Here is a 17021-nt window from a genome sequence, read left to right as displayed (position 1 = left end):
AAGAATTTTTTTTGATAAGTGATTAAGCGGACATGATATAACCCTCTTCCCGACACTCTAAGAGGTTGTTTGAAAAGTCCTCTTATCGGTAACAAAAAGTTCTAGATCCCCCTAAATCCCCCTTAAAAAGGGGGACTTTGACTCCGGTTCCCCCCTTTTAAGGGGGGTTAGGGGGGATCTAAAAGTGCCTAAAGTCACCGCAAAAGACTTTTCAAACATCCTCTAAGGGGGAAAATTCAAAGTCTCTCTCCTTTTAGGCTACCGTGTACACACAAGTGTTTTAAAGTTGCTGCGTAAAGTAGGGTACTTTAATTTTTGCAGGTCGATGCAACAAAGGTGCAGGTCAATGCATTAAAGGTGCAGGTCGATGCAACAAAGGTGCAGGTCTATGCAACAAAGGTGTAGGTCAATGCATTAAAGGTGCAGGTTAATGCATTAAAGGTGCAGGTCAATGCAACAAAGGTGCAGGTCGATGCAACAAAGGTGCAGGTCAAAAGACTTGTGTGTACACCGCAGCCTAAAAGAAGAGAGATTTTGAAAGAGGTTTTCTAGATTGTTTAACCCTCTGGCGTGCAATTCACTCCACACTGCTGAATTAGTTCTGCTACTAAACCAGTCCAGCCAGTTTGATGGCTGGCACCAATTCCGGCTCCATTATCGCCGTGAAAATACTCGTTAAAAAGAATTAAATCACGCCAATCAGACTTTGTTTGGAAGATTTCTGTGCCGCCGTAAACTGGTCGCCGACTGGAGGAATCTTGCAAGAAAATCCTAATCAATCTTTGAGATAACTCAGTTGCAACTTCCCAAAGTGTTAACATTTGCCCAGAACCAATGGGACACTCCACCTTAAAATCCTCACCTAAGTAATGGTGAAACTTTTGCAGTGTTTCGATCAACAGATAATTAATGGGGAACCAAATCGGACCACGCCAGTTGGAATTGCCACCAAACAGATTACTAGTGGATTCTGCGGGTTCATAATCCACTCGGTATTCCTGGTCGTGTATTGTCAAAGTGTAGGGATATGATTTATGAAACTTAGAAACAGCGCGGATGCCATAGGGGCTGAAAAATTCTTGCTCATCTAGCATTTTTTCTAAGATGCGGCGGAGTTTATCTTTCCCGACGATCGCTAAGAGTCTTCTAGCACCAACGCCTGGTGTCTCCATACAAGCCACATTTTGTCTCAAGTCAGGACGATTGCGAATAAACCATTCCATCCGCCGTCTAAAGCCAGGAAACATCTTCAAAGTTTCTGGTTCCAAAATGGCAATGCCAAACAAGGGAATCAGCCCGACTATTGAGCGCACCTTTAAAGGAGTATGATGACCATCAGGTAAATGCAGTGCATCGTAGAAAAAGCCGTCAGCTTGATCCCAAAGTGCTATTTCTGCGTTGCCAATGCCGTCTATGGCATCAGCAATGTAAAGAAAATGTTCAAAAAACTTACTGGCAATGTCTTCATAGGTTGGGTTGTCCTTGGCTAATTCTAGAGCGATCGTCAGCATATTCAGACAGTACATACCCATCCAACTGGTGCCATCTGCTTGGTTAATCCGTCCACCAGTGGGAAGTTCAGCACTTCTGTCAAAAATACCAATATTATCTAATCCTAGGAAGCCACCTTGAAAGACATTGTTTCCTTCTATATCTTTGCGGTTAACCCACCAGGTAAAATTGAGCAGTAACTTTTGAAACACCCGTTCCAAAAATTGTTTGTCAGTACGGCCATACATTTTTTTCTCAATCTCGTAAATCCGCATAGCTGCCCAAGCATGAACAGGTGGATTCACATCACCAAAAGCCCACTCATAAGCGGGAATTTGACCGTTGGGGTGCATGTACCATTCCCGCGTCAATCGATCTATCTGGTACTTGGCAAAATCAGGATCTACCATTGCCAGTGGAATCAGATGAAACGCCAAATCCCAAGCAGCAAACCAAGGATATTCCCACTTATCTGGCATTGAGAGAACGTCATCATTATATAGATGAATCCATTCGTGATTTCTGCCCTGCTTCCGTTCTGGAGGCGGTGCTATTCCTACAGAATCGCCCTGAAGCCATTCTTCTACTACATAATAATAATATTGCTTACTCCAGAGCATACCAGCAAAGGCCTGTCGTTGCACATTGTGCATATCTTCGGATAGCTTAAAGGGACAGATGCGCTGATAGAATTCGTCTGCCTCTTGGAGACGATTTTGGAAAATTCCGTTAAAATCAGCACTAAAAGGTTCTACGAAGTCTGGAGAATCACTCAGACGCAGCCGTACAGTTTTAGTTTCTCCTGCACCAATTACTAATTTGTAATGGGCTGAAGTTTTAGTACCAATCCGATTTGGATTTACTGCTTGTTGGCGATCGTCTACTACATAATCATTAATTCCATCTTTGACGTAAGGAAAAGCATTACTTACCCCAAATAATTTTTCATAATTAGTTTCATTTTCTGTAAATAGGAGTTCTGTAGCGCCCTCACAGTAGAGCCATCTATCTCCAAGAATTGGATGAGAAGCTTCTACAATGCTGAATTTAGGGTCAGATTTGAAGATTTTAAGAAAGGGTTTCTCTTCAATTGGGTTCCAAGACCAGGTATTACGGAACCAGAGTGTTGGCAAAAAATGGAGTGTTTTCTCTTCTGAGCCTCGGTTGATAATACTAACTTGAATTAAGATATCTTCAGGTGTGTTTTTAGCATACTCAACAAGCACATCAAAGTAGCGATCGCCAGCAAACACGCCTGTATCCAACAACTCAAATTCAGGGTCGTGACGACCTCTGCGGCGATTTTCTTCAACAAGATCGGTGTATGGAAATACCTGCTGCGGATACTTATACAGAAATTTCATATAGGAGTGAGTGGGAGTACTGTCTAAGTAGAAGTAGTATTCTTTGACATCTTCCCCATGATTGCCTTGTGTTCCCGTTAAACCAAACATTCTCTCTTTGAGGATTGGGTCACAGCCATTCCATAAAGCAAGAGCAAAACACAGACGCTGATGATTATCTGAAATTCCGGCAATTCCATCTTCTCCCCAACGGTAGGCACGAGAACGGGCGTGGTCGTGGGGAAAGTAATCCCAAGCTTCACCAGTTGAACTGTAATCTTCTCTTACCGTTCCCCATTGCCGTTCGCTCAGGTAAGGACCCCAGCGTTTCCAATAAGCGGTACGATTTTGGTCTGCTTGTAATCTTGTTTCTTCAGCAGTCATAGTTTTGTTGTTTTGTAATTGTCAACAGAGCGATCGCAAACTCCCTATTAATTTTTCCGCAATGAGTTGATGAATGGTGACAAGAGCTAATCGAGAATAGACGGTCAAGAGAGCAACAATGAGCCGCAACCTAAAACGTCTTTAGCTCAATTTTTAGTTAAATATTATTGCTCTTGATAGTTCCACAGCAGCCCCCCATCAACAAAGAAAGTAGAACCTGTTATGTAGTCAGCATCAGGCGAGGCCAGGAAAGAGACTAGGGAAGCCACATCCTGCGACTGACCGAGACGACCCAATGGGATATTCTTGAGCAGAGCGCCTAATTTTTCGGGATTGTTCAAAAGACCAGTATTTATCGGCGTCTCAATTGCTCCCGGTGCCACATTGTTGATCGTAATTCCCAGGGGTCCGAGCTCAATAGCCAAGTTACGCGTCATCATTTTGACACCACCTTTGCTAGCACAGTAAGTAGTGAAGTGCGGGAAGGGGAGTTCTTCATGTACCGAACTGATGTTGATAATCTTTCCAGTCCGTTTAGTCTCAATCAGATGCTGAACAAAGGTTTGAGTTGCGAAAAACACACCTTTGAGGTTGACATTAAGCACTGCATCATAATCTGCTTCTGTTACGTCCCAAAAAGAGGCGTTCTTCTCAATGCCAGCGTTATTGACTAAAATATCTAGCTTACCGAAGTGTTCGATGCCCGATTGAATCAATTGGCGAACTTCACTCACTACACCTAAATCTGCCTTAACAATAAAGCCAGAGCGACCGATAGATTCGACTTTAGATAGAGTTTCTTGGGCGCCTTCTTCATGACTGCGGTAGTCAATTACGATATCTGCGCCTTCTTGGGCAAGTCGCACTGCAATAGCTTGACCAATTCCTTGGCTGCTGCCAGTGACCAAAGCTATTTTACCTTGAAGCTTCATAAAATTCTCCTTGCGATCGCGTGATGTCTTTTTGAGGTATAAGAAAAGAAGATTGTCGCCTTATATTACCCTTGTATTACTGATGTGAACGCTCAAATTTAGCAAGTAGGCTATCTTAATATACGCCACATTTTTGTCTGTAAAATCCTACCGTGATTACTTAATTAAGATGTGGAACGCCGATGCATCTTACCTTGTATCCAAAATGCCAGCGTTACACAGGAGTTGAGGTGAGATCCACTCAGTTTTCCTAGTGGTGAAATTGGAAATAATGATCCACTTCCAGCAAATATCAGTCCTGTAATCAATAAGCGTATACTTTCACTAGGTATAAGACGCTCCATCGGCAAGCCTTTGCTAAAATCGAAGACAATTGCACTAAATCCCACAAAAAGATTAAACTGTACTGAGTTTTTTCCCAAATCAAATACGAGTCTTAATATATATATTTCTAGTATTAAAAATTAATCTACCAAAAGGTATATTGATTGTATATTTTATGATTTTTGAATTTCACATCTAAGAGAAGCGATCGCTTCCTCAGGCTCCAAGTTACCGTATATACGCCACGTTGCCAAGGTGCTTATTTGCTAAGATTTGATTAAGCTTTTGCTTTCGCATATTTTTGATGACTTTCAACCTTCCCGACTCCCTAATCCTCGATACGGCGCTTTCAGTATCTGGATTAACCGACTATATCCGCTTGCTGTTAGAGCAAGATGAACAATTGCGGCAAGTTTGGGTAACCGGTGAAGTTTCCAGTACTAACCACCATCGCAGCGGGTTATTTTTCACACTGCAAGATACCGATCGCACCGCTGGCATTAAATGCGTAGTCTGGAATAGCCAATTGCCGAAACTCGCCCAGCTACCCGTTGCTGGCGAACAGATAATTATTTTGGGTAGTATTCGCGTTTATCCACAACGGGGAGAATATCAGTTATCAGTTTGGCAAACTCTACCTGCTGGTGTTGGTTTGCAAGCGCTGCGCTATCAACAACTCAAAAATCGCTTGCTGGCTGAGGGATTGTTCGACGCGCAAAGAAAGCGATCGCTCCCCGTCCATCCCCAAACCATCGCTGTCGTCACTTCACCCACTGCGGCGGCTTGGGGTGATATTCAAAAAACCCTCAAGCAAAGGTATCCAGGTTTACACGTTTTATTTTCTCCGGCGACAGTCCAAGGCGAACAAGCACCAGAATCTATAGTCAAGGCAATTGAGCGGGTGGAAAGAGATGGTCGCGCCGAAGTGCTAATTTTATCCCGTGGTGGTGGCGCAGTGGAAGAGTTGGCTTGTTTTAATGATGAACGTGTGGTGCGATCGCTTGCTAGTTGTTCGATTCCTGTAATTACTGGTATCGGACATCAACGAGATGAGTCTTTAGCAGATTTAGTTGCAGATGTCTGTGTGCATACACCAACGGCGGCGGCAGAAATGGTTGTACCAGCACTTTCAGAATTGTATACTGAGCATCGGCAACGAGTTCTGGCTTTACATGAAGCGGTGCATGATTTTCGGGAAAATGCTGAGAATAAACTGCAAGTATTACGAAATCGTTTGCGACGTTTGCGGTTGGATCGACAAGTAGAACAAGAGGTGCGTAAACTGAGTTGGAAGCGTCAGCAATTGCTGCAAGTAACAATGGGGCGATCGCAACAAGCAACGCAGCATCTAGAGTTGTTAAGGCAAAAGTTGGCAACTCTTGACCCCAAAGCAGTGTTAAGGCGTGGTTATGCGGTGGTGAGGCGGGAAAATGGGGCGATCGCTCGTTCTGTGACTCAGTTAGCTGTGGGAGAAGATTTGTTGATTCAGTTGGGGCAGGGAGAGGTTAAAGTGAAGGTTATGGAAATGAATGAACCGCAAAGGCACAAAGGACGCGAAGGGTTTAATGGCTAAACGTAAAAGTCCCTCTAGTTCTGATTTAGTAGAAGGGTGGAATTATGAATCAAAGGTTGCTGAAATAGAGGGAATAATTGCTCGGATTGAGGCGGGTGAGTTGGAATTAGAAGCGGTATTTGAGCAATTTGCAAGTGCTGTTGAATATTTACGTCAGTGCGAAAGTTTTTTGCAGCAGCGACAGCAGCAGGTGGATTTGTTGATTGAAACTTTAAGTGATGAGTAGAAGTTAAAGGCTGGTAGTTTAGGGACTGACAAATAAAAAAATATCCTACTGTTCACACACAGTCAACAGTCAACAACTTCAAGCGGTTGTTTTTATTTCTTGGAGTTTCCTTAAATACTTATCTGCTGAATAAACATCTCATGTTCCACTGAACTTAGCCCTTTCTGCAATACTGCCAACACCTGTTGCATATCTCCCGCAACTAATGCTGATACATCAAGCCACAATCCCGGAAACACTTGACTTTGAATTATGCCTGACGCATTTGGTATCAGTGCTACGTATTCACCATTTTGCAAACTGAACCAACTAACTGTGCTATCAAAAACCTGCCAAACAATATATTCTTGAATGCCATTACGACGATAAGCACGTTTTTTATCATACAAATCTTTGCTAGCACTGCTGGCGGCAACTTCTGCTACTAATTCTGGCGCACCTTCCACGTATCCATCAGTACTTAGATGAGACAATCCGCCACGCGCTGCATCGATTAACAAAATTGCATCAGGTTGGGGTTCATTATCTAAATCTAGCCGCACGGTTGGATTATCGCCCAGTCTCACACCAGGCGTAGCTACTTTATAAGACCATAACCAGCCCATCAAATTACCATGTGGTTCGGCGTGGGATTCAAAGCGCAAAGGTGATGCCACGTAAACGACTCCTTCAATCAATTCGGCTTTCTTGAGATTGGGCATAGCATTGTAGCGACGCTCAAACTCTGGGCGAGTGAGGCGATCGCCACTCTCAAGAGGCAGAATATAGGAAGTAGAATCGGTTGGCGGATGTGGTGGAGAGGTGTTTACCACGATCGCAAGCAGTAGAGGTGTTTAAATTTATTGTATCGCAGTGTACTGAGGTAGGTTATTTAGTTTACTGAATGTGAATGAGCCAATGAAATCAGAAATCGGAAGGCTATATTGTAGAAGACCCAAAACAGTAGTCTAACCATAAGAAATAATATGGGGATGATAGGACACTATTGATGGATAAATTGGCTGTAGAGACGGCGATTTATCGCGTCTATCTAACCGTCAAAATGAATTTGACAGACCAGTAGTTGTAATCGGGCAATATACAAAAATTCTCTTCTATTCATACTTCTTTTCTCCTATCTTCTCTTGTAAACTTCTTGCAAAAGTCTCTTCACGCGGTAAAATAACGAAATTTTGCAAGAGTTAAATATTATGAAACCATTTCTTTTTGTAACTGACCTAGACGACACCCTTGTATATCGCACCGTGGGCGATGACAGCGCTTTACCACAACTGAAGCAATTGCTGAGTGAGCATCGTGAAAGATATGGCACTAAGATCGTTTATTCTACTGGGCGATCGCCTTTACTTTACCAAGAACTCCAAGCTCAAAAAAATCTCTTGGAACCCGATGCCCTCGTCCTGGCTGTGGGTACAGAAATTTACCTTGATGGTACTGATACTCAAGACTCAGATTGGGCAGAAATATTATCTCCGGGATGGGAACGTGAAGCAATATTATCTGTTACCAAGCAATACCGTGAGTTAGTACGGCAACCAGACTCAGAGCAGCGTCCCTTCAAAGTGAGCTTTTTTCTAGAACCAGAAGCATCTGCAAATGTTCTACCACAACTTGAAGCTCAGTTGCAAAAATATAAATTAAATGTAAAGTTAATCTACAGTAGCGATATAGACCTTGACATTGTACCCCGCACCAGCGATAAAGGTCAAGCAATGCAATTTTTACGCCAGAAGTGGAAATTTGCAGCAGAACAAACAGTTGTCTGTGGTGATTCAGGTAATGATATTGCTTTATTTGCTGTAGGCAACGAACGGGGAATCATTGTGGGGAATGCCCGAAAAGAGTTACTCCAATGGCACAATGAGCATCCCGTAGACCACCGCTACCTGGCAAAAGGTTTTTGTGCAGGTGGAATTATCGAAGGCCTAAATTATTTTGGTTTCTTGAAATGATTAGTTATTTAAAAGGTATAGTCGCAGGTATCCAAACAATTGGCGCTAATCGCGTTATCCTGACTCTGGAAGTGAATGGCTTGGGGTATGATTTGCAAGTTCCCCAACGTCTAGCAAATCAGTTACCAGAGTCAGGAGGAGTGGCGCAAATTTTTACCCATTTCCAAATTCGGGAAGAAGTGCCCTTACTCTATGGCTTTGCTTCGCCATCTGAACGCGATTTATTTCGCCACTTGCTGACTGTTAGTGGTATTGGTGCAGCCTTAGCGATCGCCCTCCTGGACACTTTGGAACTACCAGATTTAGTCCAAGCAATTATCGCTGGCAATACACAAATCTTAATTCAGGCTCCCGGCGTCGGTAAGAAAATTGCCGAACGCATTTGTCTAGAACTGAAGAGCAAATTGATTGAATGGCGTAAGTCAGCCGGCTTCTTCGTCGCCACAGGCGGACCAGCACCCGGAATTCTCGAAGAAGTGCAAATGACACTGTTTGCTTTGGGATATACTGCCCATGAAGTCAGCCATGCCTTACATGTGGTAAGTGAAGACATCGGACTACCAAAGGACGCCTATGTAGAAGATTGGATTAAACAAGCGATCGCTCATCTCAGTAGTAGCGAACAAGTTGGGCATTAGGAGTGCTGTTAGCGGTAGCGGGGCGTTTAGCCCGTGCTGAGTTAGGAGTTAAGAGTTAAGAGTTAAGAGTTAGGAGTTTTGTTTATCTCCTTGTCCCCTTGTCCCCCTTGTCCCCCTTGTCCCCCTTGTCCCCCTCATCCCCCTCATCCCCCTCATCCCCTCGATGCCCACTGACCCTTATGCTTGGCTAGAACAGTCCTTAGCAACAATTCATCGAGCAGACTGGTATCGTTCAGTACAAACTATCGAGGGTCGGTCTGGGGCAACGGTGGTTTTAGCTGGGCAAAAGGTAATTAATTTTGCCAGTAATGACTATTTGGGATTGGCTGGAGATGAACGTTTGATGGCAGCGGCGATCGATGCTATTGAAGAATTTGGGACTAGTAGTACTGGTTCTAGATTAATCAGTGGGCATCGAAAATTGCACAGGGAGTTAGAGGAGGCGATCGCATCTACCAAACAAACTGAAGATGCTTTGGTATTTAGTTCCGGGTATCTAGCTAATTTGGGTGCAATTACCGCTTTAGTCGGCAAGCGTGATTTAATTTTATCTGACCAATACAATCATTCCAGTCTCAAAAATGGAGCCATTCTCAGTGGTGCAGCAGTTCTGGAATATCCGCACTGTGATGTTACAGTACTAAAAACCCAGTTGAGTCGGCAGCGGCAAAACTACCGACGCTGTTTGATTCTTACTGATAGCGTCTTCAGTATGGATGGCGATTTATGTCCAATACCCGCACTGTTGGATCTGGCTGATGAATTTAGCTGTATGCTGCTGCTTGATGAAGCTCATGCTACTGGAATACTAGGAAAAACTGGTGCTGGGTGTGTTGAGCATTTTGGGTGTACAGGAAAGCAATTAATTCAAGTTGGTACTTTGAGTAAAGCTTTGGGTAGTTTAGGCGGGTATGTTGCGGGAAGTAGCGCCCTCATTGACTTTTTGCGGAACCGCGCCCCCACTTGGATTTATACTACAGGGCTTTCACCTGCTGATACAGCCGCAGCCTTAGCAGCAGTCAAGATAGTGCAACAAGAACCGCAACGCCGTGCCCAATTGTGGCGAAATGTGCATTACTTAAAAACTTTGCTGCAACAGTTACCTAACCTAAAATTAGTGCCTTCAGAATCACCGATATTATGTTTTCAATTGCCTAATCCCACAGATGCTCTCCAAGCTGGAAAACAGCTAAGAGATGCTGGCATTTTTGCCCCAGCAATTCGTCCCCCCACAGTACCTACAAGTCGCATCAGAATCTCTTTGATGGCAACTCATGAAGCAATGCATATTGAAAAATTGGTAGCAGTGTTGAAAGAGGGGAGTGGGGGAGAAGGGGGACAAGGGGGACAAGGGGGACAAGGGGGACAAGGGGGACAAGGAGATGAACAAAACTCCTAACTCTTAACTCAGCACTCAGCACTCCCATTTAGAAAACCGGCAATTGGTTAAACAAAAGCCAATAAAAACCAAGCTGTTGGATTACCTGGTTGAATTGCTCAAAATCAACTGGTTTGACGATGTAGCTATTCACCCCAATGTTGTAACTCTCGATCATATCTCGGTCTTCGGCGGAAGAGGTCAGCACTACAACTGGAATCATTTGAGTGCGTGGGTCAGATTTGAGTTGTCGTAAAACTTCTAATCCACTTACCTTTGGTAGTTTCAAATCCAGCAAAATAACTTTGGGTTGATTCGTTATGCTGCGGTGAGCATAGTTTCCCTGACAAAAGATAAAATCTAGTGCTTCTGCTCCGTCCTGAAGCAGTTGAATGTGATTGCCAATTCTGCCATGACGCAATGCCCGAATCGTTAGTTCGGCATCAGCATGATTATCTTCAACTAAGACAATGGAAATTGGTTGCTGGGATGACGGATCAATTTGCCGATCAATGGGTTGGTCAGTCATAGGTTAGTTTATTAGGAACGGTGAAGTAAAAGGTCGCGCCTCGATCGCTTGCTGCTTCTGCCCAAATGCGTCCACCGTGACGTTGAATAATGCGTTGGACGATCGCTAGTCCAATCCCCGTACCTTCAAATTCGTGTTCGGGGTGAAGACGTTGGAACACTCCAAACAGATTATCGGCATACCGCATATCAAATCCTGCCCCATTATCTCTGATGAAGTAGACTCCTTCACTATCGATCGCCTGATAACCCACTTCAATACACGCAGAGGATTTGTAGCGGGTGTATTTGATGGCATTGGAAAACAGATTGATCCAAACTTGTTTAAGCAAGGAAGGGTCACCTTGGCATACAGGTAGATTGGGGGCGATGACAAATTGAATTTGACGACCTGACCAATCCGGGGCTAAATCATTCAGCACTATTTGAATCACCTGATTTGGGTAAACAAGCTGCTGGGATATTTCCTTACGATCTAGGCGCGATAAGGTCAATAAATCATCGATTAACTCACCCATGCGTTTGGCATTGTCCCGCACAACTTTTAAGTAACGATTCGCTTCGGCATCGAGTTGCTGACTGTAGTCTTCTTGCATCATTCTCGAAAAGCCATCGATCGCCCGTAATGGTGTCCGCAAATCATGGGAAACTGAGTAGGAAAAAGATTCCAATGCTTTATTCGCAGTTTCTAGTTGGGCAGTTCTTTGTTTAACTCTGATTTCTAAAGACTGGTTCAGTTCATGCAGGGCTTCAATCGCCCTTTTGCGCTCCAATTCTGCTGCTGCCCGCGCGGCAAATACATCTAGAATAATCTCTATTCGTCGCCTATCTGAGAGTGGTTTTACGTCGAGAATGCAAAGATTGCCAATGGGGTCGCCGTTGGCATTTTTTAAGGAAATACCCAGATAACTATCTGCTTGCATTGCTACTAAGTCTAAGTCTTCAGGGAAAATTTGCTGAATATAGCTTTCGCAGTAAAACAATCCGTCTTTCAAGGCAAATTCGCATGGTGTACGAGCTGGAAAGTAGGATATTTTTGGTTGCAATGCCCCATGCGCCCAAAAAGCCAGAGATTGAAGTTTGCTATCTACTAATTGGGTGACAATGGCATAGGGTACTTCCAAGGCTTCGGCAATATGATGAACCAAAGCTGGGAAAAAATCTTCTCCTGTAACCGCAGCCGTTCCGCTAACCAAATTTTGTAGCGTTGTTTCTGCTCTTTTTAGTTCTACTTCTTTGCGTTTCGCCTCACTGATATCCCGCATAATGGTAGAAAGATATTCCAGACTGCCATCTGTTGATTTGTGAGCAACGATCATTTGGGAAACGGGAATTTCTCTACCATCACTGCTTAACAAAGCGGTTTCACCAACCCAGGTGCCATCTCGAATCGCCAGAGGAATACCCTGGTTTTGAACGATCTCTAGTGCCCACTGGGGATGGTAGTTTGGGATGCTAAAGCAGGAAATGTCTGAATCTAGGGACACATCGAGGAGTTTCCGAAACTGAGCATTATTCCAGAGGGCATTGCCTTGGGGGTCTGCCATACCAACATAATCGGTGGTGGCTTCTAGCATGGCAATCAGGCGATCGCGGTCTTTCTCTGCCTGTTGGCGATCGGCAATTTCAGCTCGTAAAGATCCATTCAGCTCTGCTTGCTGCTTTAATAAACGGGCATTGTCAATGGAAATAGCTGCCTGAGTCGAAAGTAAACGCAGGATTTCCAGTCGCTCTGGGGTAAATGCACTGGTGATGAGATTATTTTCTAAAAGGATAATTCCCGTTAGTTTTCCCTGCTTCAACAGGGGGGCACAAAGAAGCGATTTCGACTGGTGCTGCACAATCCAGGGTTCGGATTGAAAGTTGCCGAATTGAGCCGCATTGTCAAGGACAATACTTTCTTGGGTGCGAGCCACGTAATTAATCAGGGCAGTTGGCAAGCAAGGAGTGTTATCTGATGTTCTCGATTCCAGGGGAATTGATTGTAAAACGGCTACTGTCTCATCGCCAATCGATCCCATCGCCTGAATCTGCCATTGGTCTTGTGTTGGTAAAATCAGGTAACCTGTTTGCGCCCCGGCATTCTCAATCAAGATGGTCATCAATTTTGCCAGGAGTTTATCTAACACAATTTCACTGGCGATGGTCTGACAAGCTTTCAACACCGTTTCTAGGTCAAGTGCTTCTAACTTGCTGGAAGTCGATTGTGTCGTGTCAACTCGACCTGTTTCAATTCTTTCTGAGCGTACCTCTAGCAGTTGAGAATACTGCTTCTCTAGAGCCTGGACTTTAGCCCTTGCCCCCCACCTGGAATAACCATACCTTGCTTCTTGCAGATAAACTTTGGCAATGGTAATTCGGTTGTTTGCCAGATGAAACTTTGCTGCTAATTCATTGGCTAGAGCCTCTTCTTGGAGGTATTGGTTTTCCCTCGCTAGGGCGATGGCGCGATCGTAGGCATCCATTGCTTCCATCATCTCACCCAATACCCGATGCCGTTCTGCTTCTACGAGATGCCACTTGTGTAAATAGTTCATCGGGGCATGGTGCGCCCAAAGCTGCATCTTCTGTTGATTTTCTGCTACCCGTTGGAGAATAACTGCCTGTTCCACCTGATTCACCTGGGGATAAAGCATCAGTCGCGCCAGAGAATCATAAAAATAGAATATGGGGAAAACAGCATTCGACCTACCCCCATCTAGATAATTTTCTGCTTCATTGGCGTTGTCAACTGCTTGAGAGAAATTCTGAAAGTAATAGCAAAGAAACAGCTTATTGAAGTAAAGATAGAACAGCCCCTTATGATGATTAGCCCGTTGTAGCAAAGGTAATTCTTGCGATTCATTGTAAGCCTCACCAATCAAAAGATCGGGAGCGGGAGATGTCGTCATCAAGTTCAAGACTGTCTGTTGATAAAGCTTAAGTGCATTGGCATTAGTAGATTCTTTCAGTTGAGTCAGTGCCTGAATGTAGCTTTCTAATTTCTGTTTTAATTCAGACAAGGGTAAATCTGTAAAAAAACAGTGGTCGCAGTGGTGCAAAATACTATATCCAGCAAATTCTAAATCTCCGGTCTCAATGCCAATTTGGTAAGCATCTTGTAACGGTTTAATGGTTTCTTTGAGGTGAAGATTCCGAAACCGTACAGAGGTATTTGCCATGAACAGGGTTTTACAACGGATCAGTAAGTTACTGGATTGTTCTAGTAGCTTGAGTGCCAATTGCACAAACTGATAACCCCTTTCAATCTCCAGAAGCACACTACCCAGAATGTTGCTGTATGAGGCGAAGGCGAAGGCAGAAAGGTCATGATTGCCGTAGTCAATGGATAAATTCACCATCTCCAGAATCATCAGTGGAAATAACTCTGGGGCTGCTTGGTAGGCTGGAGCCATTAAACCTGCCAGTAACCGAATGCTGAGGGAAGCAACTGTATTAGTCATGGTTGGTAGATGAAGCAAATCTTCAACTGCCCTACCTTGCAACTTGCAGGCAGTATGGAAAAACGATCGCTCGATCTCTTCTGAAGTTGGTGCGCCTGGCAAATGTACGCCTAATTCTGCTAAAGACTGAAGACCGATTTCAAGTGCTTCCAAAAATTGCATCTGTCCGGCATAGGCTTGAATCTTTACCTCAGAGACTTTAATTTTGGCTTCTAGGGTTTTGGCATTTTCTAGGACTCTGCTTACCAATTCCTCCATCTCATTTAGTCTGCCATTGAGATAGGCGGTTTCTGCTGCCAAACTATACAGCCCTAGAGCTAGTTCATACTGAGTCTGCCAACAAGTATCAGCCAACAGTTCTAAACCAGTTTGGAAGTATTTTAAAGCAGAGTTGTATGCTGTCGAAGCTTTCGCTTTTTCCCCTGCCATCAAATTTAGTTGAGCCAGTTCATCTCGCTCTGACTGGATTGTAATTAGCTCTTTACCCAAATTGAGTTGATTTGTGATGTCAAAGATATTTTGCTCTCGTTGTTGGACAGAAGTTTGGTGGAGCAGTTGTTTCCCGATTTGCAAATGAACATTTCTTCGTTCTGATTCTGGGATTAGAGAATAAGCTGCTTGCTGAATGCGATCGTGAACAAATTTATATTCAATGGCAGGGCAATGGACAGGAAGCGGTACATCCAATTCAATGGATTTGTGGGCATTGCTCAGGGGTAAAATTAACCCTTCGGCGATCGCTACTGCCAAAGCCTGGGCAACTTCTCGCTGGCATAGTTCAGCCGCAAATCCCAAGGTTTCCAGATCGAACTTATTGCCAATACAGGCAGCTAGACGCAAGACTTGCTCGGTCTGAGGATTAAGCTTGTGAATTTTACCTGCCATTAAATCTACAATGTTATCTGTGATCCCCCGATCCTGAATTTGCTCTATTGACCATTGCCATTTTTTCGTTTGGTGATGAAATTCCAGTAGCCCTTCACTGTAGAGAGATTTCAAAAATTCATTCATAAAAAAGGGATTGCCACCGGTTTTTAGTTCCACGAGTTCGGCTAAAGACAGGCAATCCTTTGGTTGGCAGTGCAATGTATCGGCGATTAACTGATTGATATCAGGTAAACTCAATGGTGAGAGAAAAAGTTGGTTTACCACCCCTCCCAGCTGCCGGATTTCTTCCACCATCTGCAGCAGGGGATGGGCTGGATTTACCTCGTTATCTCGGTATGCCCCCATCAAGAACAAAGATTGCCCATCTGTGGCGCTAGCTAGCAGTTGGATCAGCTTCAGGGAGGCATTATCTACCCACTGAAGATCGTCTAAAAAAATCACCAGTGGATATTTTGAGTGGGTGAAGACGTGAATAAAATTTTGGAAAACTTGGTGAAAGCGATTTTGAGCTTCTGCTGGCGGTAATACAGGTACGTCTGGTTGATTGCCGACAATCAATTCCAATGCTGGAATTACCTGGGTAATTACTCGACTGTTTGAGCCGAGGGCAGCTAAGAGGTTCTCGCGCCACTGACACAATTGCGCTTCGTCTTCAGTCAGTAATTGTTTGATCAGTGATTCTAAAGCTTGGGCGATCGCCAAGTAAGGAATATTGCGCTGATATTGGTCAAATTTTCCCGAAATAAAGTAACCTCGCCGTTGTGTAATTGGCCGATAAATTTCCTGCACCAAAACTGACTTACCAATACCAGAGTATCCTGCTATCAGCATCATTTCAACTTGCGAAGAAGATGCTGTGACATGGTGAGAGGAGGACACGGGGAATTGATTGCCAAGACTCTCTACGTCCTCTTGACCTGCAACTCTTTCAAACGCTGCTAATAACGTCTTAACTTCCCTTTCTCTCCCATACAGTTTTTCCGGGATATGAAACTTATCAAAAATATCCTGTTGCCCTAACAAAAAAGACTCTATTCGTCCCCTATTTTGTAGCTGCTTCAAACACTCTTCTAAATCAGTTTTTATTCCCCAGGCACTTTGATAGCGTTCTTCTGCTGCTTTTGCTAACAATTTCAAGACAATTGCGGAAACCATCACAGGAATTTCTGGATCGATAAAATGTGGTTGAATGGGTTCTAAAGCCAGATGATAATGAATTACCTCCAGGGCATCACTCGATTCAAACGGCAATCGATGGGTCAACAGTTGATATAAGGTGGCACCTAAAGAATAAAAATCAGTTCTATAATCCAGAGAACGGTTCATTCTGCCTGTTTGCTCTGGAGATATATAAGCTAGTGTTCCCTCTAACACGGTTGGATTTTTGAGAGTTAATGTCTCCCGCGATAAGGCAGTTGAAATTCCAAAGTCAATAATTTTCAGTTGTTGTGTTTGGATATTTAAAACAATATTGGATGGATTTATGTCCTTATGAATAATATTTGCGGTATGAATTTCACTTAAAGTTTGAGTTATTTCAATAGCTAATTTAAGAACCTGTGTTAAGGTAAATTTTCTTGTAGTTAATATTTTTGCTAAAGATTCTCCGCCAAAATCCTCCAAAATAAGTACAAAACTATTTTGATATTGCTGGAAACTATAAGCTTGGATGACACCTTCCAATGATAAGCTCCGTGTAATTTCATATTCGAGCTTATAGCGCGTGATTTCTTCTGGGGTGGGGTAGTCTTTCTTCAAAATCTTGAAGATTACAGGCAAACGATCCCGTTGGTAAATTCCTCTATAGACCCGTGAATTAACACTTTCATGGATTTTTGTCAGAATTTCATATCCAGGAATTTCCAGCATAGTCAAACCACCTGCAATTACTATACAGAAGGACAAAGCCGGGTTTACCGAA

10 protein-coding genes are annotated in these 17021 nt (G+C 43.7%); 5 read left to right on the top strand and 5 right to left on the bottom strand.

Annotated features, from left to right (window positions below; translation table 11 throughout):
- Positions 1-557 precede the first annotated feature (557 nt).
- Together ACFG4S_RS20780 and ACFG4S_RS20775 are read right to left on the bottom strand one after the other, a co-directional pair.
- Entirely contained in the window at positions 558-3218 is a 2661-nt protein-coding gene (locus ACFG4S_RS20780; protein WP_392530910.1) for a glucosidase, read from the bottom strand.
- A gap of 164 nt (positions 3219-3382) precedes the next feature.
- Positions 3383-4150, bottom strand: a complete 768-nt coding sequence (locus ACFG4S_RS20775) for a glucose 1-dehydrogenase (protein ID WP_392530909.1) — start codon at positions 4148-4150, stop codon at positions 3383-3385.
- 628 nt (positions 4151-4778) lie between these two features.
- Between ACFG4S_RS20775 and xseA the strand changes: the two genes are divergently transcribed.
- Together xseA and xseB are read left to right on the top strand one after the other, a co-directional pair.
- On the top strand, positions 4779-6047 hold the full coding sequence (xseA, locus tag ACFG4S_RS20770) for an exodeoxyribonuclease VII large subunit (RefSeq protein ID WP_392530908.1): 1269 nt from the start codon (positions 4779-4781) through the stop codon (positions 6045-6047).
- Positions 6040-6273, top strand: a complete 234-nt coding sequence (xseB, locus tag ACFG4S_RS20765; protein WP_392530907.1) for an exodeoxyribonuclease VII small subunit — start codon at positions 6040-6042, stop codon at positions 6271-6273. Before xseA ends, xseB begins: the two co-directional genes overlap by 8 nt.
- A gap of 110 nt (positions 6274-6383) precedes the next feature.
- Here the strand turns inward: xseB and ACFG4S_RS20760 are convergent, their stop codons facing one another.
- A complete protein-coding gene (locus ACFG4S_RS20760; protein WP_392530906.1) occupies positions 6384-7085 on the bottom strand; it encodes a Uma2 family endonuclease in 702 nt (233 codons plus the stop codon).
- A gap of 378 nt (positions 7086-7463) precedes the next feature.
- Here ACFG4S_RS20760 and ACFG4S_RS20755 point away from each other — a divergent pair, with 378 nt between their 5' ends.
- The 3 genes from ACFG4S_RS20755 (at position 7464) to bioF (ending at position 10262) form a co-directional block, all read left to right on the top strand.
- On the top strand, positions 7464-8225 hold the full coding sequence (locus tag ACFG4S_RS20755; RefSeq protein WP_392530905.1) for a sucrose-phosphate phosphatase: 762 nt from the start codon (positions 7464-7466) through the stop codon (positions 8223-8225).
- On the top strand, positions 8222-8863 hold the full coding sequence (gene ruvA, locus ACFG4S_RS20750; protein WP_392530904.1) for a Holliday junction branch migration protein RuvA: 642 nt from the start codon (positions 8222-8224) through the stop codon (positions 8861-8863). Before ACFG4S_RS20755 ends, ruvA begins: the two co-directional genes overlap by 4 nt.
- 163 nt (positions 8864-9026) lie before the next feature.
- Positions 9027-10262 carry an 8-amino-7-oxononanoate synthase gene (gene bioF, locus ACFG4S_RS20745; protein ID WP_392530903.1) on the top strand — a complete coding sequence of 412 codons (1236 nt, stop codon included), beginning with the start codon at positions 9027-9029 and terminating at the stop codon, positions 10260-10262.
- Positions 10263-10290: 28 nt separating this feature from the next.
- Here the strand turns inward: bioF and ACFG4S_RS20740 are convergent, their stop codons facing one another.
- Both ACFG4S_RS20740 and ACFG4S_RS20735 read right to left on the bottom strand, forming a co-directional pair.
- The gene (locus tag ACFG4S_RS20740; protein WP_392530902.1) at positions 10291-10770 is read right to left on the bottom strand and encodes a response regulator; all 480 of its coding nucleotides are present in this window, start codon (positions 10768-10770) and stop codon (positions 10291-10293) included.
- On the bottom strand, positions 10763-16969 hold the full coding sequence (locus ACFG4S_RS20735; RefSeq protein ID WP_392536040.1) for an AAA family ATPase: 6207 nt from the start codon (positions 16967-16969) through the stop codon (positions 10763-10765). Before ACFG4S_RS20735 ends, ACFG4S_RS20740 begins: the two co-directional genes overlap by 8 nt.
- Between the last annotated feature and the right edge of the window lie 52 nt (positions 16970-17021).

The sequence above is a fragment of the Nostoc sp. C117 genome, assembly GCF_043099735.1.
Classification (GTDB): Bacteria; Cyanobacteriota; Cyanobacteriia; order Cyanobacteriales; family Nostocaceae; genus Nostoc.
Note: the sequence above shows the minus strand (reverse complement) of the source record. Positions and strands in the feature narration are given on the sequence as shown.